The sequence below is a fragment of the Candidatus Methanarcanum hacksteinii genome (genome assembly GCF_964305265.1).
Classification (GTDB): Archaea; Thermoplasmatota; Thermoplasmata; order Methanomassiliicoccales; family Methanomethylophilaceae; genus Methanarcanum; species Methanarcanum hacksteinii.
This window is the reverse complement of the sequence record NZ_CAYATA010000002.1, coordinates 43,969-63,499: the sequence shown is the minus strand read 5'-3', so window position 1 is coordinate 63,499 and position 19,531 is coordinate 43,969. Positions and strand designations below refer to the sequence as shown.

Below are 19,531 nucleotides of genomic sequence, written 5' to 3'. Positions count from 1 at the left end.
ATAGAGCCGATTTCATTGAAGTTGGCCTGCTTACATACAATGTGGGCGGACGAACTAGGCACACTCTTCTGCCCTAGTGGTACATCACCACTTGGACGGAGGAATAGCCGAAAGAATTCGGATCTCCGATCCTTTCCAGAAGATAGGGTAGGAAATCTAAACATTTTGATCAAGGGAGACGAGGATTCAACGAATCCTCATTTCCCAATCTTTATTTTTTCAGTGTGCCACAGGATATTTATTACACATCGGCATTGTCGCCACATGGCTTGGGACATAAGGGTCGATGATGATGTAAGGAATTACATTTTAGAGCAGGAACAGGATTTTCGTGTGTGCACCGCATGCACAGGACCAGCACTCGTCCCGATAACTGTCAAGCCACCTAAGAAGAACGATCGCATGATCCCGATCGGGGATTATGTATTGTATATCTCTGCAGTACAGGCGATGTACATCAACAGAGTGTCGATGGATATGCTCTATAGCGACGAGGATATCGCTACTTGTTACGCATTCAATCGTGGAAGATATTATTGAATACGTTTAGCCGATGCAATGCAATCCTTGATCATCTGATCGAAATCGAATTTAGATTGCATAGCCTTGATCTTCTCAATGGATGCTTCTGTTATGGGTTTAACGGGAACTATTCCGCACCCAGAAGTGGGTATGATGGATAGATCATACGTTCCGATCTCTTTGGCTATTTCGATTATCTCAAGCTTATCCATTCCGATGAACGGACGGATGATTGGAAAATCCAAATCATATCCTTCCGCCCTTATGTTCCTGAGCGTCTGTGATGCGACCTGTCCCAATGAATCTCCCATAACGATCCCTGAACAACCATGCTGTATGGCGAACTCCTTAGCAACACGCTGCATCGTTCTCTTGCAGAAGACACATTGATATGAGTTCTCACAATTCTTGTGGATGATCGTCTGATTGACCTCATGATCGAATGAATATAATGGCATCTCCTGTCCGGTGATCTCAGATAATCTGGAAGCCAATAGTTTGACCTTATCCAATTCCTTCTCATCCGCATAGCATCCATTGCCCATATGCAGGAGGATTATCTCCGCACCCTGTTTGGCCATAACATAGGATGCTACGGGGGAATCTATCCCGCCAGACAAGAGGGATACCAATTTCATGTGTTGTACCTTCCGAACTCTATTCCGCCAACATATTCCTCGTCATCGCTCTCTTCATCGATTATCATGTTATAGAGTGCTCTGACGAACTCCTTCAATCCTTCGACCTCCTTCTTGAGGGAGTCTACTTGTCTTTGAAGATCATCCTCTGTCGTCATTCGATCACAACATCGCCGTAATCATCGGCGAGTTTTCTGTATGAGTTGCGCTCGCATTTAGGACAGAACAATTGCTTGTTACCTTTCCTGACGAGCTCTGATTTGCATTTGCCGCAGTATGAACGGATCACTCCGAGGTGAGCATCCTTCGTCGTCAACTGCAATGATGGTTTGACACCAGTGACCATAGCTCTGACGAGATCCCCCTTCCTGAGTTCCTTGGACACATCATCCGTATAATCAGGTGAGATCTTCGATACATGGATGGTCCCATAGGTCTCGCTTCCGATCCTCCTGCATGTTCCATCCTTCGCCAATACATTGGCTGTTGCCATCGTCTTCCTTATGTCCCCGATCGTGGCGTATACGACATCGCCATTCTTCAGGATATTCGGTGGATTTGGAGATATGACCTTGGCAACGCAATCATCGTCATCGAGGACAAGCGTACCTATCTGTGCGGCGTACACCATACCGTTCTTTGCGAATGTCCCTTCGGATGCCAGATATTCTTCTTCACTTGCAACTTCGTCTCCGGGGAACACTTCTTTCTTTTCGCTCATTGGAATCATCTTACCTTACGTTGACCACAACTATGTCAACTTCTTTCTTCTCTTTTCTATGAAAGGTGAACGTGTGGGGGATATTATACTTATAGGTCGCGTACGCGACTATCTCTCTTCCTTTCGATTCGATATATTCGTTGAGGAAATCCAATGTATCCGCCATATGGATGGAATATATCGAATCGGACAGTTCCATCGCCTTATCTAAGAACGGTCTGTCGGCACGTCTGTTCTGACATCCGAATGGTGGATTCATGAATGTCGTATCGGCACGATCGTTAACCTCAGTGACATCGCATTCTATCAATTCCACATCCACATTCAGAAGTTCGATGTTCTTCTTTGCGACATCCAATGCCGATCTGGAGATGTCGTATCCTCTGACAACATTCGCACCCAATAGTTTCGCACCGATGGAGAATATCCCTGTACCGCATCCGAGGTCGTTGACGGTCTTATCACACACATCGCCGTTCGCGTATGCTGAGAATAGGATGTCGGATGCTATGGTTGATGGGGTCGGATATTGTTCTAGGGCAGCAGATGGTTCATCGAATGGTGCCACACGCTGGAGTCTCATCTCCAGTTCCTTTCTTTTCACGGGACGTTCCAGGATGACACAGGTTATTATTTTTTCTCTTATCGAATGATGATGGTATCGACCATCATGTTTGAAAAGATATTAAGGTGAAACAGGACATTGTCCTGTTTCACTCAAAGAAGAAGTGTGATGGGGATTCAGGTTTCGGCGTGAAGCATTTCTCGCCGGTCATAACGAGTTCCATCGGGTATTTTGTAACCATGTCATCGATCAATGCCCTCATCGTATCCTCGAGCTTCTTTGGAGGCGATACGACCCTAGCATTCAGAACCAATTTTCCAGGTGTCTTGATGTATCTTGAACCATAGATCCCATCGACCTGCATCGTATCCTCGACGAGTGACATCTTCGCCGCTGATTCCTCAGATTCCACCAATACTTTAACATGAACGATCGACTTCGAACCATATTCTTTGGCGATACCCCTCATGATATCCGTTTCCAAGGAGTACATATCGATATCCTCCTTCGGTACGAGGTCGAATGTACCTGAATACCATCCGAGTTTTGCCTTCTCGAATGCGAATCCCTTGTTCTGTTCTCCTGTGGGTGTTTTGGTACTGATCTCATCCGAGAGAATGAAATCCATGATCTCATCCATATTCCTCAGATCCACGGATGAGGATTCGATCATCCTTATTCCGGGAAGGACTGTGTCGACAGCTTCCTTCACCTTCTCCAACGTATCCTTGTTCACAAGATCCGCTTTGGACAGGATCACTATCTCCGCCTCTCTGATCTGATGAGCAGGGATGATATCCACTACATCTTCCGTCCTGTTCTCCTTCTTCGACAGGATATCCAATGCTCTGACGCAATCCACAACGACCGTGAACGGTGCTACGCTGAACTCATCAGGATATAACGATCTCATTGGAGCTACGACAGAGCTCATGATGTTCGTGGATGTACCGATAGGTTCCGCGATTATGACATCCGGTTTTCCGGATGTCACCAATGTCCTAGCACTGGAGACGAAATTATCGAAATTGGTACAGAAGCATCCGCCCATGATATCGCGCGTATCAAAACCCGCATTCTTCGAATATTCGGTGTCGACGAGGACATCCCCCTGATCATTCATGATTATCGAGACGGATCTATCCCTCCTCTCTTTGAGTGATCTTGCGATATTGACTGCTAAAGTGGTCTTACCCGCTCCCAGATATCCTCCTAGGACGAGCATCCTTGTCTTACCGGATTCGTTCATTGACATCGACATCGCATGGTTGCATATAAACCGTATTATTTGAGTTCCGTATCAACCATATCCTACAGGAACATCGGATGACGATAGCACAGATTATCGGAACATTTCTTTCGTCATCATTATATTCCGTATCCATTTGCACTGTTCTGTGACCGAAGGGACAGAACAAAACAGGATGAGGCGACTCTTCGACAGATACAGATGGTCCATCTTCGCAGTGATGGTGACCGCATACTTCTTCGTATATTTTCAGAGGATAACGGTTGGTGTAGTGGGTTCCGACATTGTGGACGATGTCGGAGGGACCATCGGTGTTCTCAGCAGCGTATATTTCTGGACATACACTGCGATGCAGATCCCAAGCGGTCTGTTGGCGGATAGGTTCGGTCCGAGGATATCCTGCACTGTGTTCCTATCGATTGCCATGATAGGTTCTCTATTGACATCATTCGGGGACACCTTCGAGATTATCGTGATCGGTAAGGTCATGATAGCTGCAGGAATGGCCATAGTCTATGTTCCTTTGATGAAACTGATCTCCATATGGTTCCCTAAGCAGGATTTCGCTGTGTTGAACGGTATAGTGATAGCTGTCGGTAACATCGGTGCGATATCCGCTGCAGGACCATTGTCCATGTTGGCATCATTGATCGGATGGAGGGACGTCTTCCTGATATTGGGATTCGTCACAGGCCTCTTGGCTTTGTTATGCTTCATCATCGTTCGCGACCACCCATCCAGAAGAGGATTGCCTCCGGTGGAGGTGATGTTCGACGGAGCCGTCGATAGTACGGAGAGGTCGGCGGATAAGGTTCCTGTGTTGAAGGGATTGAGGACGGTATTCTCGGGCGGAAGGAAGTTCTGGACGTGTGCATTGGCGTACTGTTTCGTATACGGTACGATAATGGTCTATCAGGGTACATGGGCGGTGAAGTACTTCGATACCGTGTACGGATTCGCATTATCCGCATCATGGATGATCACATCACTCGGTATCGGCAAGATATTGAGTACGTTATTGATCGGAACGCTCACTACAAGGGGATTGATCCATTCCAAGAGGCGCACTATGATCATCGGAACATCATGTTTCACTGCGGTGTGGGCTGTGATCTTCCTTCTCTCAGGGGATGTGAATGAGTATTGGTTCTGGTTCGTCATGAGCACATTGTTCGGATTCTTCGGAGGTTTCATGACCTTATCCTTCACACAGATGAAGGAGTGGTTCCCAGTATCGATATCCGGTACAGCAGTCTCCGGAATGAATGTGTTCCTGTTCTTGGGTGCTAGTGTCTGCACAACGGTATCGGGAATGGTCATCGGCAGGGATTACACATTGGAGAACTTCTCCACCGTTTGGGGCATGATGCTTGTATTATCCATTCTCGCTGTCGTGATGTTGATATTATCCGTTGAGAAAGGGAAGGACGACGAGATCATCCACGCGGAATGAGTTCTTTTAAACAACGTTTCTTTCATTGTTTTAGACATTATGCTTTATAAATTATTATTATAGGAAAAACTGAAACAATTAAATAATTGCTGAAACGATAACTGGCCGAGGATAATATGGTAAAAGATCCAAAGGCTCTCATAGCAGTAGCCGTCGTTTTAATCATGATAGTCGCAGGAGTTGCTGTGGTTGTCACGAACAATAACACCAGTAACAAGAATCATGACGACCTAGCGGACATGTCATGGAATGAGATCGTCGATAAAGCAAAGGGGACCGATGTCACGATCGGATTCTATTTCGATGAACCTTGTCTGAAATGGTTCAACAACGTACTCGTCAAGGAAGCGAAGGACAGGTATGACATCAATCTCAAACAGGTTGGTTACAAGACGGATGTCCAAGCCATCAGCGAGTACAAGAACAGCGGTAAGGTATCATACGATTTCTTCTGGGGAAGAGCATCCAATTATGTGAACCTCATCAACTATGACGGTAACAATAACAGCCTCATCCTTCAGAGCGATTGGGAATCGAAGATGCCCAATATGAAATACTCCGATGGATTGGCAGACAAATCCTGGCAGGCCGCATACGAATCCGTGTATGGCGAAGGATCATACAACAGAACGGTCTCATCGGTAGCACCATTCTCTGGAAGCACAACATCATTCGTCTACAACAAAGAGTTCAATGACGTATCCATCGCATGGAATGAAGTCAAAGTCATCAGTCTCGATGATAAGGGTAAGACCAAGGCCACGAACATAATCAAGGTCGGAGAGACCGGAGATACGTTCAGCGGTGATGTGGACTCCACCAAGACATACAGTATCGATAGCGTCAGGAGCTATCGCGTAGCCAATCAGGATACGAATGCTAAAGTGTATTATGGACTTCCTCACAACTACACTGAATTGAACAGTTGGTCCAAGATCTACAAAGAACAGTTCTATCTCCCATCCGCACAGGGCGCTGCTAACTTCCATGTACAATTGATCCTTGAAGCGATGATCTATGAACTCGCATCGAAAGGTGATTCATGGGTCGCATGCACCGATGCCTCAGCCGATGTTTGGGACAAGGACCTCAAAGGTAAATTCGTCAAAGGCGATGATGCTGCCAACAAGGCAACATATATGGAGTACATCAACGGAAAGATACTCTCGAAGAAGAACATAACATCGGAACAGTATGCGAAGGAGATACCTTATGTCAAAGCATACCTCCAGGACACTGCACCATATTGGAATAAGACATACACAGGTACGGCTGGTGCGGTAACAGCACCTAACCAATCGCTCGTTGGCAACAAGGACACGAAGCAGAAGGATTTTGATGGATCGACGATCATGATCGCACTGAACTCCACGGAAACACTCGCTAACAGATCAGACATGTACAACTGTACGATCGGAGTGTATGCTCCGGACACGGTATGTTCTAACAGATGCGGACTCTTCCTCATGAAGGACACTCCCAACCCATACGGTGCGATAGTCATCGCCAATCTGTTCAACGACCCCGAGATGCAAGCATCGTACTATAGTGTCGCAGGTAACGGATACAACGTGGACCTTGATAAGCTCAGCAGCGATCAGCTGAAGAGTTTCGAGAGCAGATGGGCGGACTGGGATGCATTCGACAGACCGTATGTCAAGCCCGATCAGATCAAGTCCAACATGATCATGCCTGCCATAGGTTACCTCGAGGCGACCTTATCGAAGTGTATGGACGAATTTATTAAGGCATAAACGCAGTGACGACCCGGTGAAGAGATGAATCGCAGGAATGCAATGGATTTGCTACCAGCGCTACTATCTTCACTGGTCGTCCTCTTACTTTTCATCATACCTGTATTGTATTCGATCAAAGAGAGTCTCTTTGATTACAGGGGCACATTCGTAGGTTTCGACAATTATCTTAACGCTTTGGATGACATCTATTTCCAGGATGCGTTCATCTACACACTGAGGATAACGCTCATCTCCATCGTGATAACGATGGTATCTGCAGTCATATTGGCGATGGCCATACGTAAAACATTCATCGGGAAGAGATTGACATTATTTTTGCTTCAATTCGACGTATCCATGCCAGCGGTCACATGCGCATCCATGATGCTCATAGCATTCTCGCAGACAGGTTTCACAAGCAGTCTTTTCTACAATCTTGGATTGATATCGTCATATTCGGAATTCCCGAACATCTTCATCAATCCGAATGGTCATGGATTGATACTATCGGTAGTATGGATGTTCATACCGTACATCGCATTATCATTCCTAGCTGTGTTGCATTCCATATCCAACGATCAAGAGGATCAGGCAGCTACGTTGGGCGTCAGCAAGATGAAACGTTTCATCTACATCACATTACCGTCGCTCAAATCTTCCATCGCATACACATCGGTACTGTGTTTCGCATGCGTATTCGGTTCATTCGAGCTCCCATCATTGGTCGGAAGGGAGCATTCTTTGGTCACACTCGCATATTACTACTATTCCGATGTTCCGCTCATGATGCCGGAGCATATGGAATCATATGCTATCTCCATAATCCTGTTCATCATAACGATGGTCGTCTCATCCATCCTGATGTATTATTCATTGGTCTCAAGCAGGAGGAATGATCAATGAAGCTAAAGAATCCGATGAGGTCCATAATCATCCTATTCACGCTCATCGTGATCGTATATCCTGTGATCCCGTTGTTCATCCAATCCATAGCAGGAGATTGGGATTACAGGGAATTGTTCCCAAGCAGTCTCACGTTGGACAATTACATCTCGATAATCGATACATACAACATCCCTGAGGTGACGTTGAACAGTATAATCATCTCATCGGTGGTCGTTGTGATATCCTTGATATTGGGGATATTCCCCGCGAAGTACATAGGCACAAGGGATTTCAGAGGAAAGACCTGGGTGCAGGTATTGACGATGATGCCGGTCATGGCACCAGGGATCATCGTTCTGTTTGGTATCGGAAGGATATTCGCAGAGTTAGGGATCTACAGGACATACATGTCGCTGATCCTGTCGGAAGTGGTCTTCCTGATACCATACATGATAATGGTGTTGGTGCCTGTCTTCAAGAACTATGATCGCGGCATAGAGGATCAGGCCGCGACATTGGGTGTCGGAAGATTATCCACGTTGATGAATGTGACATTCCCTTCCATAAGGTCGGGTGTAGCCGTCGCATGCATGTATGTGTTCATCAGTTCATGGGCGACATATCTTGCAGTCGGGATGTACGCTCCCATCGATTTCGAGACGATGGGCCTGATAATGTATCCAGCCATCAAATTCGGTCAGGTGTCCGACAGCATGCTTGCAGCACTGACGATAATATTCTTCATCCCGTCCGTACTGTTCCTTTTGATATCCACGTGGATAATGGGAACGGATAAGGTCAACAATCAGAGGGTCTGAGATGAGTTTTCTTTCTATAAAGGATATAACAAAGACATACAGAGGTTCCAAAACCCCATGCATCGAGAATCTCGATCTCGATGTCAAGGAAGGGGAGATCGTGGTGATGCTAGGGCCATCAGGTTGCGGTAAGACCACATTGCTCAAACTGATCGCAGGATTGGAGGAACAGGATTCCGGTACGATATCCATCGACGGAGAATGCGTCGACAGGATAATGACAGAGAGAAGACCGATCTCCATGGTCTTCCAGAAGCCCTATCTTTTCAAGAGTATGACAGTATTCGACAACATATCGTTCGCACCGAAGGTCACCGGTCAGATCAAAGGGAAGGATGAATTGAGGGCTGAGACCCAAAGATACATCGACATGGTCAAACTCACAGGGTTCGAGGACCGTCCCGCAACACAATTATCCGGAGGTCAGGAGCAGAGGGTGTCATTGGCAAGGGCGTTGATCGTCAAACCGAAACTCCTACTGTTGGATGAACCGTTGAGCGCATTGGATGCCAGTCTGAGGGTGGAGATGCGTACGGCGGTGAGGAAGATATGCAAGGAATTGGGTCAGACCGTCATATTCGTGACGCACGATCAGGAGGAGGCGGTCGCTGTAGGCGATCGCATAGCATTGATGATCGATGGTCGCATCGAACAGTTCGCTTCGCCTGAGGAATTCTATACACGCCCAAGATCGATAACCGTAGCACGTTTCTTCGGATGGAAGAACGAGATCCCATGCAGATTCGATGGCAATGATGTCCTTGAATCCCCGATAGGCAGATTCAGGATCGATGGTCGCACATCCGATCCTAGTGACATGATCATGGTCATGAGGCCGGAAGCATTCTTCGAGAGCTCCAACGGCCCTATCATCGGGAAGGTTAAAGAGGCATACTACATGGGAGTCAGGGTGGATTATGTGGTGGAATGCAACGGATACGATCTCAACGTATCCTTGGATACGAGCTATCTCAGACGCCCTGGTGATGATATAGGATTGGATGTCAACATGAGCGGTGTCTGGGCGGTGGACTGTGAATCCGATATATCATTCACACAACAGACAGACTCAGAAAAGGGTCTGAAAGGGATATTCTCGATATTCAAAAAAGATAGGTCATGAACGATATCCTTTCACGGTATCGATCATCGTCTTGATCTTCTCATGGGATAATCCCCTATCAACAGAACAAGAGCATGTGAAGATCATATTCTCTATCTTCGATGTGGAATCCAAATGTGTTTTCGTATCATCGATCACTCTCCTCACATCTCCGAGTGCGATGGTCGTGAACGTATCCAATCCGCCCATCAATGAGAATTTCGGGAACTTTTTCCTCAATACTTCTGGATCATTGTATTCCCCATAGTAAAGACAATCTAACTTCAGATTGCGTATAGCTCTCTGTGCCGTACCGCTATCGGATATCTTTCCATGTGGATGGAAACATACGTTCGTATCATATCTGCGTATACGTTTGATCAATCCCTCCATCGTTGGGAATGATAGCTTTTCGAACATATCGGTACCGATAACATCTATGTTGTCATACGCCCCGGATATCAGACACATATCAGGCAACACTTCATCCATCACAGCCTCAGCGACATGCCAATCCACTCTTGACGTGAATCTCAGAAGATCATCGACGTAGTCAGGTTCGCTCATCGTATCCATGAGGAACTGTTCGAACCCCCTCATACTCGCAGCAACGCTGATGGGGGACGGTATGTGTTGGACCAATGCCGCATCTGTGCTCTCACGCACTATCCTGTGAGAAAGGATCACTTGATCAATGGATTCTCTCGATACGTTGAACTTCTTCTTCCTGTAGATCAAGTCGGGATCATCACTGAGAACGTTCTTGGTGGTGTACATGATGCCATGTGACGGATACTCCACCTTGTTCCCTAATTCCCTTGTATCTATCCATACGACGGAACCGTTCACAGCATCTGTGCCAACGTATCTTTGGAGAGCGAGAAGCGATCTTGCTGATTTCTCTCCATCTAGACCGTTCACGAACAGTTCATTCGTAGTGTATCCTGCGATATCCATGCCTAATGTGACATCGAACAGATATGTCGGTCTGTTCTGTGTCCCTTCACATCTCACTGCGGATATGAACTCATCCTTTGGCATGGTATCCTTCAGCGAATTTAGAGTATATCTTTTGTGATCTCGATCGCCCTGACGCAATACTTCGGGCATACGTCCGTGAGCACCTTTCTCTCTTGTGCCTTCGCCATATCCTCTTCCAATCTGAGGTCAAGACCAAGCAATCCAGGGCATGTCAACGATCCGAATTCTTTCACGAATGAATCGATGAACTCCTGCCTCTTCTGCAGACACAATCCTTTGCGGGCCATATCTCCAGGTTCAACATTCCCGTATTTGGCACCGATGGCCATGAACGCTCCGCTCACAGCACCGCATATGGTGCCCTGCATCATGCCCACGCCGAAACAAGATGCCAACCTCTTCCCTTCCTCCTCGGTCATACCGATCTTTGGAGCAAGTCTTGAGAATACGGCCATGGAGCAATCGAACCCTTCGCCGAATCCCTTTGCGATATCCTCTTCCATCGTCATGTCAGATCGAATGTACAATCATATTGGCAAATATAAAAATGTATTATTTTATTCAAAAATAAACCATTATATCTACCCTTAAGCATATAACGGCCCATGGATGCTAGTGTAAGGTCTTTCATCGATGATGCGTTCGAAAGGAGCAAAGTCGATCACAAGAGTATAACGAAGGATGATGTGTTACGTATGTTGTCCCTCGACCCGCATTCCGAGGAATGCGAATACCTTGGAAGCAAGGCGCGTGAACTCGCCAGGATAAGGTCGAACAACAAAGCCAATCTGACCACGGCATTCGGTATCGACTATCGTCCATGCAAGGCTAGCTGTACGTATTGTTCGTTCGGAGAGAGGTGGGGTCTGATGGATGGACTCGATATGGAAATCTCTGTCGAGGATATCATCGACATGATACGCGAACAGTATTCCAAAGGCTACAGGAAATTCACATTGAGGACAACAGAATACTATCCCGTCGAGAAACTCTGTGCGATGGGTAAGGAGATACGTGAGAAGATACCAGGCAAGTATGGGCTGGGAGTGAATACAGGGGAGTTGTCCGCAGAGGATCTGAAGGCGCTCCACGAATCAGGATTCAACAGTGCATACCACACATTACATTTAGGCGAAGGGATAGACACGATCTTCAAACCGATGTTCAGATTGAGGACCATGAGCAACATCAGGGATTCGGATCTGAACCTCACATGCGGTATCGACCCCATCGGTATCGAACACACCGATGAGGAGATCGCAAGCACACTGATGATATTGAGGGATTACGAACCCATGTCCATCTGTTCCATGAAACGTATCAATCCTAAAGGTACGCCTGTGGAATCGATACCAGAGGTCGATGCTACAAGAGTAGCTCAGATCGCCGCTGTGATCAGATTCGCAAGCGGAGGCAACGTAGCTTCCGTTCCTCCGAACAAGAAGGCCATTGAATGGGGTGCGAACAGTACGACGATAGGTACGGGTTCGAATCCGCGTGACAGTGTCCACGACCCATCCACGATAGGGGATTGGAGATTCGATTTCGAGGATGTCAAGCAGATGTTCTTGGATTGTGGTTACGATATCTGAGGTGGAAAGATGAGATGCGAGTGCGGTGAGGAGCTGAATAGGATAGAGAGTACGATGCACGATTGTACAGTCTGCGGTAAGTACACGAATGTCGCATACGCATGCACCAACGGACATTCGATGTGTGCGGAATGCGTCGAACCTCACATCCGTGCAAGGGTCAAGGAGATATGTGAAGCATCAGAGTCGAAGGATCCTCGCTCGATCCTAGATTCGTTGCTGTCCGATGATCTCATCTCCGAACGTGCACTCAGATATTATCTCATCATAGGGCCTGCATTGGTGACCGCCTACAGGAATTCTGGAGGGGATGTGGATCTCGACAAGGCATTGGACGAGATCATGCGCAGAGGCTCCATGATACCAGCGAAAGCATGCGGTCATGCAGGCAATTGCGGTTCAGCAACATCCGCAGGGATATTCTTCAGCGTCATTGCGGATACGCATCCATTGAAGGAAGAGAATTGGGGCGAGGTTCACAGACTCACAGGAAAGTGTCTGATGGATCTCGGTTCAATAGGCGGGCCCAGATGTTGCAATCGCGGTGCGAACATCGCTATGAGGAACGCTGTCGATGCAGTGAAGGATGTCATGGGCATCGAGATGGAATTGAATGACGCTGGATGTCATTTCAAGAATGACGTATGCATTGGCGATAGATGTCCGTTCCATTCCAAGTCATGATTCAACGATACACACAACAAACGAGGGATACCAATGGATGATAGGATCAAAGCATTGATCGATGGGGCCAAAAGGGCCGTACTAGGACCTGATGATATCGATAGGGATACGATTATCTCATTATTGGATATCGAACCAGGTTCTGAGGAGTTCGTATATCTCGGTAAAGTCGCAAGGGACGTCTCAAGGTTCTTGGTGATGAATCAGGCCAAGGTAGGGACATCGATCGGTCTCGATCTATGTCCATGTTCGGCAAGTTGTGATTTCTGTTCGCTTGGGGAGAAGTGGGGTCTCGTCAAGGAATGTGCTGAACTATCGGATGACGCGGTCATCAGGATCGTTCGCGAGAAACACGCGGAAGGATACTATCAATTCACTCTGAGGACAACGGAATACTATTCCATCGAAAGGTTGGGCGAATTAGGGAAGAAGGTCAGGGAAGAGGTCCCCGGAGATTACTTCCTCACAGTCAACACCGGGGAGTTGACCGTTGACGATGCTAGATATCTCAAGGGATGCGGATTCACCGCAGCATATCACGTCCCGAGATTGGGCGAGGGAAGATACACACCATTCTCGTTGGAGGAGCGTCTGACCACGATGAGGAACATCAAGGCCGGCGGCCTGATGTTGACCACAGGTCTGGATCCTATCGGACCAGAATTCACGAACGAGGAGTTGGCTGACAAGATAATCGAACTCAGGGATGAGGGGCCTGTGGGCATATGCGTCATGAGGCGCGAGAGCGTCCCCGGAACACCATTGGGCGATATGGCCGAGATATCGGATGAGAGATTATCTCAGATAGTCGCAGTGGTCCGTCTATCATTCAAAGGGAACATCGCAGCCCATCCAGCTAATAGGATGTCCATAGGATTCGGTGCCAACAATGCAGCGGCAGAGATAGGTGCCACACCGCGTCAGGATAATGAGAATCTCTCTGAATGGATACATAAGCATGATGATATCAGAGGGATGTTCATGGAGGCGGGTTATGAACTTGTCTCCAAAGAACATTATGGTAATGGAAGAAGATGATGGTGGGTGTGACCCCACCCGTCTGTTTTAACAGCAACCGCTGTTGCATTTGCACTTGCAACCAGTGGACCTGCATTCGAAGATCCTGTCGTTGAAGTATTTGTTCAACAGGCACATCTCCGTCTCGTTGATCTTGTAGTGGTCCCAATCGTCGCCTTCTACGACGTCGATCAATCCTGAGATCACAAGATCCGATACCATCCTGTCCACGCCTTCCTTGTCGAGCTTGAATCTCTCTCCGATCTTGCATCCGCAGATCTCTGCGTTGGATGATATCATCTCAAAGATCTCAAGGTTCTCTGCACTGCCCAATGCCTTAACGATTGCAACTATGTTGTCTGCTGCCATGTATATTATATCGACGGACTATTATATAGATACTTCTCTATATAGGCAATTATCGATATTAGTTGCAATCACAACTTGGATTGAAAACGGGTATGTTCGACACATCGATAGAACCGAAGAATGAGATGAGTTCCTTCATGTTCTCTTTATTGATCGAATACCTCATCCATTGAGCATCCTTCCTCGAATTGACGAGTCCGCTGTCCACAAGGATCCTCATGTGGTGTGATAGAGTGGGTTGGGAGACCTCCAGCTGTTCAAGTATCTTGCATGCACATGTCTCTCCGTTCAAGAGCATCTTGAATATGCGCAAGCGATTCTCATCGGCCAGAGCCTTCAACATCTTGACTGTATCACTCATGAGGAGCGATTAGCATGACGTCAGATATAGACTTATTGAAACATATCGATATGGAATTATTCCATACGGGCATACTCCTTCAAGTCTGCCCGTATGACAGAATGCCGAAAGGAGGCAGAATCACGGTAATTATTCGTTATTCCTAGACAATGGATGTTAGTGATGTCGTAGCGGCTTCTGTGATATCTCAATGAGGCCATCATTATTTAAGTTTTTAGTGAAATAATATAGAATTTACTCAATCAAGCCAACAGGACAGCTTTGTATCCAATCTCCGTCATAGATCACGGAACCATCCTTGGCGTAATGGATGCCATGGCCCTCCATCTTGTCATTGGCGAACCATCCTACGTATACCTCTCCGTTGGACCAGACGAGTCTTCCTTTCCCATGCATCTTCCCGTTGACGAATTCACCTTCATAGAACGTACCATCGGCCCATTCGAGCTTACCTACGCCCTCTCTCCTGTCATCGACGAAATCGCCTTCGTATCTCTTTCCGTCAGCCCAGACGAATAGACCGTTGCCATTCCTCGCACCGTTGGAATACTCTCCTTCGTACACGTCACCGTTCTCCCATGTGAATACGCCGACACCATCCTCTACGGGTTCGCCGTCCTTCTCTATGTATTGCCCCACATAGACGCCGTCGTTATAGGTGATCCTGATGACCTTGAGGTTGTCCATGTCATTGTGTATACGGACGAGGATAATAATCTGACGTTTGAGATATGCTATCTCTCAACAGTTCTTGCGATTGATGAGCACCGCGATCACGAAGAACAATGCCGTCATACCGAATACATACAGTATGCTCATCATCGGCGTGAAATCACATCCGAACATCGTGAGCTCGTATCCCATGGTATTCCACACATCGGCATAGGTCTCCAAAGGTGCACCGCCCATCACGACATCGAACGATTCCGTACCGAGGGCACGGTGCATCAGTGATGCCATATGTGTCGCAGGCACCATCGTACTGATGTTCTGCATGACGGTATCCATCGTGCCTATCGGCATGTATGTGCCTGTGAGGAAACCTATCAGTACGCTCAATATGGTGTACATCCCCGTGAATGCACCCGCACTTCTCATCTTGCATACGATGGTATAGACTATCATCGAAGATGATAGCGAAGCAGGTATGGTCAATACCAATGTCAGAAGGATGCCTGTCATGGATACTTCAGTTCCACTTGCGACCAGGAATATCACTGAGATGATGAACGTGATGACGCTCATGATGAGTCCGATGACGAATGTGCTCAGTACGTAGGATACTGAGATCTTCAATGGAGACATAGTTGTCATGAGTCCATCCAGATACTTCCCATCGACCTTATCCTGGACCATGGTCTGGAATGCGCCTGCGGTGGTCGTGACCGATACAATCGCGATGACACCAGAGAGCACCCAAGCATCAACCATGCCCTTCACTGCACCCTCCTCATATGGGAATGAAGCGGGCATGGAGCTTATTATCGAATCGACCAACATGTTCCTCAGGAATATCAAGTAGAGGAGGATGACTATCAATGCCCCCATCAGGGAGAATATGACTGATGACTTGTCCCTGAAATAGATGAGGCAGTTCCTTCTCACGAATGCGGCCATATCACTCATAGGGATCACCCCTGGTGATATCTATGAATGCATCATCCAACGTTCCTGTCCTGACCTCGAATGATGTCAACAGATCCTTCACCGATTCTATGATCGGGAGGGAATCGAATGATGTGGTTATCGGGATTATGATGGTATCCTTGTTGATGGTGTATCCTACGTCCATCGAATCCAATCTAGCAATAAGTGCATCGCGATCCTTCGGGATCGCCTTGATGTAATCTGTGCAATGTTCTTCCTTCAACCTCTCCGGAGTCCCGTGTGCGATGATCGTTCCGTCCTTTATTATCACGATATCATCCGCATAGGCGGCTTCCTCCATGTAATGGGTGGTGAGGAATATCGTCATCCCTGATCTTCTGTTGAGATCGAATATCGTGTCCCATAGGGATTTTCTGCTCTGCGGATCCAATCCTGATGTTGGTTCATCCAATACGAGCATCCTCGGATCATGTATCAACGCCCTGGCGATGTCGACCCTTCTCTTCTGACCGCCCGATAGTCTCCCGTATCTGCGACCGCGTATGTCGGTCGCATCGACCAATCCCAATACACGATCCGTAGACCTTTTCAGTTCATCTCCCTTGAGACCATACATCGCACCCTTGAGCGAGATGTTCTCTTCGACGGTAAGATTCGGATCGAGCATATGATCTTGGAATACGACACCGATATCCATCTTCGCATCGATCGGATCCTTTCCGAATATCCTCACAGATCCTGAATCATATTTCAACAGGGAACATATGATGGAGATCGTTGTACTCTTTCCGGCTCCGTTCGGCCCTAAGAATGCGAAGAAATCACCTTCATTCACATCGAATGATATCCCTTTGACAGCCTCGGATTCGGCGTATGATTTCCGCAATCCGTTGACGGAGACAGCTAACATGGCCGTTGCACGACCTCATATCCGTATGAAACTATCGGTACTACTCATCGTCTTTTTCTCTGGTTATGATGTAGCATCGGGCGAAAAGATCCATCTTGCTATCAATCGACGAATGGGCACGGGACAGAAAACGTCGAACGGACATCTTCTACAGAAAGAACTCTTAAATTCAGACAAATCTGCAAAATCACATATTGGTAAATGTAAAAACATTAATATGTTATAAATTGATAATACTTATAGCGCATACCCACAGTACTTTTTCACAACGTGGACTTCCTGTGGGTCACTGTTCTTGTTTTTCGCTCCATTTGACAAAACCGATGTACGTTAATGTAAGATTGACATCAGATTCGACTATCTTCAAACGGTCTCTGTTCACATATGTCCATTTCAATACTTCTGTAGCTTCATCGGGTGAAAGAATCCCTTTGTATGTACAGTAAAATATGGCTATTGCCCGCTTGTAATTTGGAAGAGTTTCGATATGTTTTTTCAAGTCTTCTGCTGTTCTGATAGATTTTCCACCGAGAATATTTTGGCAGGCACTGCTTGTGATTTTTCTATCGAATTGGTCTTTCTTTATTTCGGTGTATTTTTTTTAGGAATTCTGAATCGATATAGATGGATTTGTCCACCTGAAGTAGATAATGGTAAATCGGCACATATTGGTCTTTTCTGTAAACATTCCTGGCGTTAAGGAAATGGTTGACAATAGCATCGGGGTTGTATTCGGAGGTATCTGTCAGGATATAGTTTACCAGATCTTCGCCCTTCATGTTTGGTATGTTTTTCAATAACATGCGCATATAATTCTGGTCCGTAATAGCAATAACTTTCCCTTCAACTGAATTAAATGTTGAATCATTCATTCCTAATAAGATATACCCTGAGTCATCGGGTTCAGTAGAAATCACAATTTTCTTAACCAATTTTCTGAATTTTCTTATCATTGAGGGGGAAGTACTGGGTTCCATGCATGATAGTTCTTTGAAAATCGATTCAAAATTGTCCGTTTCGATTGAACGGATGGTCAATCTGTTACCGTGTTCACCGAAGCTGTAAGGTTTGATCATGAGGTCATTTTCACCCGGTTTATACGAAACAAATATGATGCGGGATTCGAATTTTGCTAATTTATTTGGACTTAGAGCAGAAGCAATGTCGTTCAAGATTGCCCTTATATCCGGATCTTCCAGGGAATAACCCATAATTAGCACGGGATAGTCGCATAATACTGACATAATATTCGCAGACACAATAGCAGATTTTTTTTCGAACGATTTGTAATCCTCGACGTTAAGAATCATAGAATTGGGGTTGTTTGCTGTTCCATGTATTTTGTAGATTTCTCCGATGCCCTGGGATTCTGGATCATAATAATCGGAAACATCAGAGTATACTGCAAATTTTCCCTGAAAAATTTCTTTTTCGAGGAAATCATCATAATTAGTAGTAATCACACAGGGGATTACATTTGCAATCTTTCTGAATAGTTCTATCTCTCCTAGACACTTATCATCGGTACGCAGTTTGTAATTTTGAACTTCGGAAGCTGCCAGGATTTTTAATGAATCCATTCCTTCTTCGTACTGTTTGTACTCTTCTTCCGTAAAAAACTCGGATGCATTCAAAGTTTTGTTTTTAAACGAATCAATTAGGTACTTCTCGAGATCATAGCACAGATAAGGCAAATGTGTAGTGAGTCCATCCGATATCTTGTTTTTATTAAATTCGAGTTTGGCACCGCTTTCATATGCGAGAAAATCGCCATTGCTCATGCCCATTCTGGTAGCTAGTGCTTTTAATAGACCTACCCAATCCTTTGAACCCTCAAGATATCTCAAAGATATGCCCGATCCAATAATTAGGGCCGGAGGACGGTTAAATTCTGAAAAAAGAGTGCTATCCATAAGATTGTATGTCTGTTTTCCTTATTAATCTCTCTTTATGAGTTACACTGTGTAGCTTCAATTCTGATTCCTATTCTGACCACCAACAGTGAAAGCCTCTTTGGTTGTTGGAAATGTTTTTCGAAAAAATACCTAAGTGGGGGAGGGGAGAGATAATATAGATATATAAAGCGGGCGAGAGGTAGTCGATTACTTTCTTTCCCCCATAATTTGGTGGTGATCAAATTTCAGGAAATTCTGTCGAATTCTCCGAAAAACCACAAAAATCTCGGTTTCGGATATGGTGGACCCGGCCGGATTTGAACCGGCGACCTCCGCCGTGTGAAGGCGACGTCATAACCCCTAGACCACGGGTCCGTGAGTCGGATTAAGGTTATTCCGTATTTAACCCTTATTTACGACCAGTG

General features: G+C 46.2%; 22 protein-coding genes and 1 tRNA gene. 9 read left to right on the top strand and 14 right to left on the bottom strand.

The features are described 5' to 3' along the window. Positions 1-264 precede the first annotated feature (264 nt). Positions 265-540: a hypothetical protein gene (locus tag ACI2NF_RS01185; protein ID WP_400147559.1), complete on the top strand. Its 276-nt coding sequence runs from the start codon at positions 265-267 to the stop codon at positions 538-540. Here ACI2NF_RS01185 and ACI2NF_RS01180 read toward each other — a convergent pair. From ACI2NF_RS01180 to ACI2NF_RS01160, 5 genes are all read right to left on the bottom strand, one after another. Then, positions 534-1,160 (bottom strand): tRNA sulfurtransferase, encoded by a 627-nt coding sequence (locus tag ACI2NF_RS01180; protein WP_400210967.1) that lies wholly within the window; start codon positions 1,158-1,160, stop codon positions 534-536. The genes ACI2NF_RS01185 and ACI2NF_RS01180 overlap by 7 nt on opposite strands. Further along, a complete protein-coding gene (locus tag ACI2NF_RS01175; RefSeq protein WP_177971729.1) occupies positions 1,157-1,318 on the bottom strand; it encodes a hypothetical protein in 162 nt (53 codons plus the stop codon). The genes ACI2NF_RS01180 and ACI2NF_RS01175 overlap by 4 nt, the downstream gene beginning before the upstream one ends. Then, on the bottom strand, positions 1,315-1,881 hold the full coding sequence (locus ACI2NF_RS01170) for an exosome complex RNA-binding protein Csl4 (protein ID WP_177971728.1): 567 nt from the start codon (positions 1,879-1,881) through the stop codon (positions 1,315-1,317). Before ACI2NF_RS01170 ends, ACI2NF_RS01175 begins: the two co-directional genes overlap by 4 nt. 10 nt (positions 1,882-1,891) lie before the next feature. Continuing rightward, a complete protein-coding gene (locus ACI2NF_RS01165; protein ID WP_400210966.1) occupies positions 1,892-2,485 on the bottom strand; it encodes an METTL5 family protein in 594 nt (197 codons plus the stop codon). Positions 2,486-2,594: 109 nt separating this feature from the next. Continuing rightward, positions 2,595-3,695: a GTP-binding protein gene (locus ACI2NF_RS01160; protein ID WP_400210965.1), complete on the bottom strand. Its 1,101-nt coding sequence runs from the start codon at positions 3,693-3,695 to the stop codon at positions 2,595-2,597. Positions 3,696-3,843: 148 nt separating this feature from the next. Between ACI2NF_RS01160 and ACI2NF_RS01155 the strand changes: the two genes are divergently transcribed. The 5 genes from ACI2NF_RS01155 to ACI2NF_RS01135 all read left to right on the top strand — a co-directional run bounded on the left by ACI2NF_RS01155 (position 3,844) and on the right by ACI2NF_RS01135 (position 9,710). After that, on the top strand, positions 3,844-5,148 hold the full coding sequence (locus tag ACI2NF_RS01155) for an MFS transporter (RefSeq protein ID WP_400210964.1): 1,305 nt from the start codon (positions 3,844-3,846) through the stop codon (positions 5,146-5,148). Positions 5,149-5,264: 116 nt separating this feature from the next. Beyond that, positions 5,265-6,902 carry a hypothetical protein gene (locus ACI2NF_RS01150; protein ID WP_400147574.1) on the top strand — a complete coding sequence of 546 codons (1,638 nt, stop codon included), beginning with the start codon at positions 5,265-5,267 and terminating at the stop codon, positions 6,900-6,902. A gap of 24 nt (positions 6,903-6,926) precedes the next feature. Then, positions 6,927-7,787: a carbohydrate ABC transporter permease gene (locus tag ACI2NF_RS01145; protein WP_400147577.1), complete on the top strand. Its 861-nt coding sequence runs from the start codon at positions 6,927-6,929 to the stop codon at positions 7,785-7,787. Further along, positions 7,784-8,587: an ABC transporter permease gene (locus ACI2NF_RS01140; protein ID WP_400147580.1), complete on the top strand. Its 804-nt coding sequence runs from the start codon at positions 7,784-7,786 to the stop codon at positions 8,585-8,587. Before ACI2NF_RS01145 ends, ACI2NF_RS01140 begins: the two co-directional genes overlap by 4 nt. Before the next feature lies 1 nt (position 8,588). Then, positions 8,589-9,710 carry an ABC transporter ATP-binding protein gene (locus ACI2NF_RS01135; RefSeq protein WP_400147583.1) on the top strand — a complete coding sequence of 374 codons (1,122 nt, stop codon included), beginning with the start codon at positions 8,589-8,591 and terminating at the stop codon, positions 9,708-9,710. Here the strand turns inward: ACI2NF_RS01135 and ACI2NF_RS01130 are convergent. Then, positions 9,705-10,730 (bottom strand): uroporphyrinogen decarboxylase family protein, encoded by a 1,026-nt coding sequence (locus ACI2NF_RS01130; protein ID WP_400147586.1) that lies wholly within the window; start codon positions 10,728-10,730, stop codon positions 9,705-9,707. The two genes, ACI2NF_RS01135 and ACI2NF_RS01130, sit on opposite strands and share 6 nt — an antisense overlap. A gap of 17 nt (positions 10,731-10,747) precedes the next feature. Continuing rightward, a complete protein-coding gene (locus ACI2NF_RS01125) occupies positions 10,748-11,179 on the bottom strand; it encodes a C-GCAxxG-C-C family protein (RefSeq protein WP_400210963.1) in 432 nt (143 codons plus the stop codon). A 96-nt stretch (positions 11,180-11,275) separates the two neighbouring features. Here ACI2NF_RS01125 and ACI2NF_RS01120 point away from each other — a divergent pair, with 96 nt between their 5' ends. From ACI2NF_RS01120 to ACI2NF_RS01110, 3 genes are read left to right on the top strand one after another with little or no spacing between them, the layout of a single operon-like run. Then, the gene (locus tag ACI2NF_RS01120) at positions 11,276-12,262 is read left to right on the top strand and encodes a radical SAM protein (RefSeq protein WP_400210962.1); all 987 of its coding nucleotides are present in this window, start codon (positions 11,276-11,278) and stop codon (positions 12,260-12,262) included. Between the two features lie 9 nt (positions 12,263-12,271). Further along, complete coding sequence (locus ACI2NF_RS01115; protein WP_400210961.1) at positions 12,272-12,946, top strand: DUF5714 domain-containing protein; 675 nt, start codon at positions 12,272-12,274, stop codon at positions 12,944-12,946. A 33-nt stretch (positions 12,947-12,979) separates the two neighbouring features. Further along, complete coding sequence (locus ACI2NF_RS01110) at positions 12,980-13,984, top strand: radical SAM protein (RefSeq protein ID WP_400210960.1); 1,005 nt, start codon at positions 12,980-12,982, stop codon at positions 13,982-13,984. Between the two features lie 27 nt (positions 13,985-14,011). Here ACI2NF_RS01110 and ACI2NF_RS01105 read toward each other — a convergent pair whose 3' ends face one another. The 7 genes from ACI2NF_RS01105 to ACI2NF_RS01075 form a co-directional block, all read right to left on the bottom strand. After that, a complete protein-coding gene (locus ACI2NF_RS01105; protein WP_400147597.1) occupies positions 14,012-14,332 on the bottom strand; it encodes a hypothetical protein in 321 nt (106 codons plus the stop codon). 58 nt (positions 14,333-14,390) lie between these two features. Then, positions 14,391-14,693 (bottom strand): ArsR/SmtB family transcription factor, encoded by a 303-nt coding sequence (locus ACI2NF_RS01100; RefSeq protein ID WP_177972044.1) that lies wholly within the window; start codon positions 14,691-14,693, stop codon positions 14,391-14,393. 234 nt (positions 14,694-14,927) lie between these two features. Beyond that, the gene (locus tag ACI2NF_RS01095) at positions 14,928-15,380 is read right to left on the bottom strand and encodes an MORN repeat-containing protein (RefSeq protein ID WP_400149768.1); all 453 of its coding nucleotides are present in this window, start codon (positions 15,378-15,380) and stop codon (positions 14,928-14,930) included. Between the two features lie 54 nt (positions 15,381-15,434). Continuing rightward, the gene (locus ACI2NF_RS01090) at positions 15,435-16,319 is read right to left on the bottom strand and encodes an ABC transporter permease (protein ID WP_400151612.1); all 885 of its coding nucleotides are present in this window, start codon (positions 16,317-16,319) and stop codon (positions 15,435-15,437) included. Then, positions 16,312-17,211: an ABC transporter ATP-binding protein gene (locus tag ACI2NF_RS01085; protein ID WP_400210959.1), complete on the bottom strand. Its 900-nt coding sequence runs from the start codon at positions 17,209-17,211 to the stop codon at positions 16,312-16,314. Before ACI2NF_RS01085 ends, ACI2NF_RS01090 begins: the two co-directional genes overlap by 8 nt. Before the next feature lie 563 nt (positions 17,212-17,774). Then, positions 17,775-19,124 carry an SIR2 family protein gene (locus ACI2NF_RS01080; RefSeq protein ID WP_400210958.1) on the bottom strand — a complete coding sequence of 450 codons (1,350 nt, stop codon included), beginning with the start codon at positions 19,122-19,124 and terminating at the stop codon, positions 17,775-17,777. A 281-nt stretch (positions 19,125-19,405) separates the two neighbouring features. After that, a tRNA-Val gene (locus ACI2NF_RS01075) sits at positions 19,406-19,481 on the bottom strand. Positions 19,482-19,531: the final 50 nt, after the last annotated feature.

Coding starts and splice junctions, on each gene's coding strand:
- ACI2NF_RS01185 (WP_400147559.1), top strand. CDS start 265: ATGGCTTGGGACATAAGGGTCGATGATGATGTAAGGAATTACATTTTA.
- ACI2NF_RS01180 (WP_400210967.1), bottom strand. CDS start 1,160: ATGAAATTGGTATCCCTCTTGTCTGGCGGGATAGATTCCCCCGTAGCA.
- ACI2NF_RS01175 (WP_177971729.1), bottom strand. CDS start 1,318: ATGACGACAGAGGATGATCTTCAAAGACAAGTAGACTCCCTCAAGAAG.
- ACI2NF_RS01170 (WP_177971728.1), bottom strand. CDS start 1,881: ATGAGCGAAAAGAAAGAAGTGTTCCCCGGAGACGAAGTTGCAAGTGAA.
- ACI2NF_RS01160 (WP_400210965.1), bottom strand. CDS start 3,695: ATGAACGAATCCGGTAAGACAAGGATGCTCGTCCTAGGAGGATATCTG.
- ACI2NF_RS01150 (WP_400147574.1), top strand. CDS start 5,265: ATGGTAAAAGATCCAAAGGCTCTCATAGCAGTAGCCGTCGTTTTAATC.
- ACI2NF_RS01145 (WP_400147577.1), top strand. CDS start 6,927: ATGAATCGCAGGAATGCAATGGATTTGCTACCAGCGCTACTATCTTCA.
- ACI2NF_RS01140 (WP_400147580.1), top strand. CDS start 7,784: ATGAAGCTAAAGAATCCGATGAGGTCCATAATCATCCTATTCACGCTC.
- ACI2NF_RS01135 (WP_400147583.1), top strand. CDS start 8,589: ATGAGTTTTCTTTCTATAAAGGATATAACAAAGACATACAGAGGTTCC.
- ACI2NF_RS01130 (WP_400147586.1), bottom strand. CDS start 10,730: ATGCCAAAGGATGAGTTCATATCCGCAGTGAGATGTGAAGGGACACAG.
- ACI2NF_RS01125 (WP_400210963.1), bottom strand. CDS start 11,179: ATGACGATGGAAGAGGATATCGCAAAGGGATTCGGCGAAGGGTTCGAT.
- ACI2NF_RS01120 (WP_400210962.1), top strand. CDS start 11,276: ATGGATGCTAGTGTAAGGTCTTTCATCGATGATGCGTTCGAAAGGAGC.
- ACI2NF_RS01115 (WP_400210961.1), top strand. CDS start 12,272: ATGAGATGCGAGTGCGGTGAGGAGCTGAATAGGATAGAGAGTACGATG.
- ACI2NF_RS01110 (WP_400210960.1), top strand. CDS start 12,980: ATGGATGATAGGATCAAAGCATTGATCGATGGGGCCAAAAGGGCCGTA.
- ACI2NF_RS01105 (WP_400147597.1), bottom strand. CDS start 14,332: ATGGCAGCAGACAACATAGTTGCAATCGTTAAGGCATTGGGCAGTGCA.
- ACI2NF_RS01100 (WP_177972044.1), bottom strand. CDS start 14,693: ATGAGTGATACAGTCAAGATGTTGAAGGCTCTGGCCGATGAGAATCGC.
- ACI2NF_RS01095 (WP_400149768.1), bottom strand. CDS start 15,380: ATGGACAACCTCAAGGTCATCAGGATCACCTATAACGACGGCGTCTAT.
- ACI2NF_RS01090 (WP_400151612.1), bottom strand. CDS start 16,319: ATGAGTGATATGGCCGCATTCGTGAGAAGGAACTGCCTCATCTATTTC.
- ACI2NF_RS01085 (WP_400210959.1), bottom strand. CDS start 17,211: ATGTTAGCTGTCTCCGTCAACGGATTGCGGAAATCATACGCCGAATCC.
- ACI2NF_RS01080 (WP_400210958.1), bottom strand. CDS start 19,124: ATGGATAGCACTCTTTTTTCAGAATTTAACCGTCCTCCGGCCCTAATT.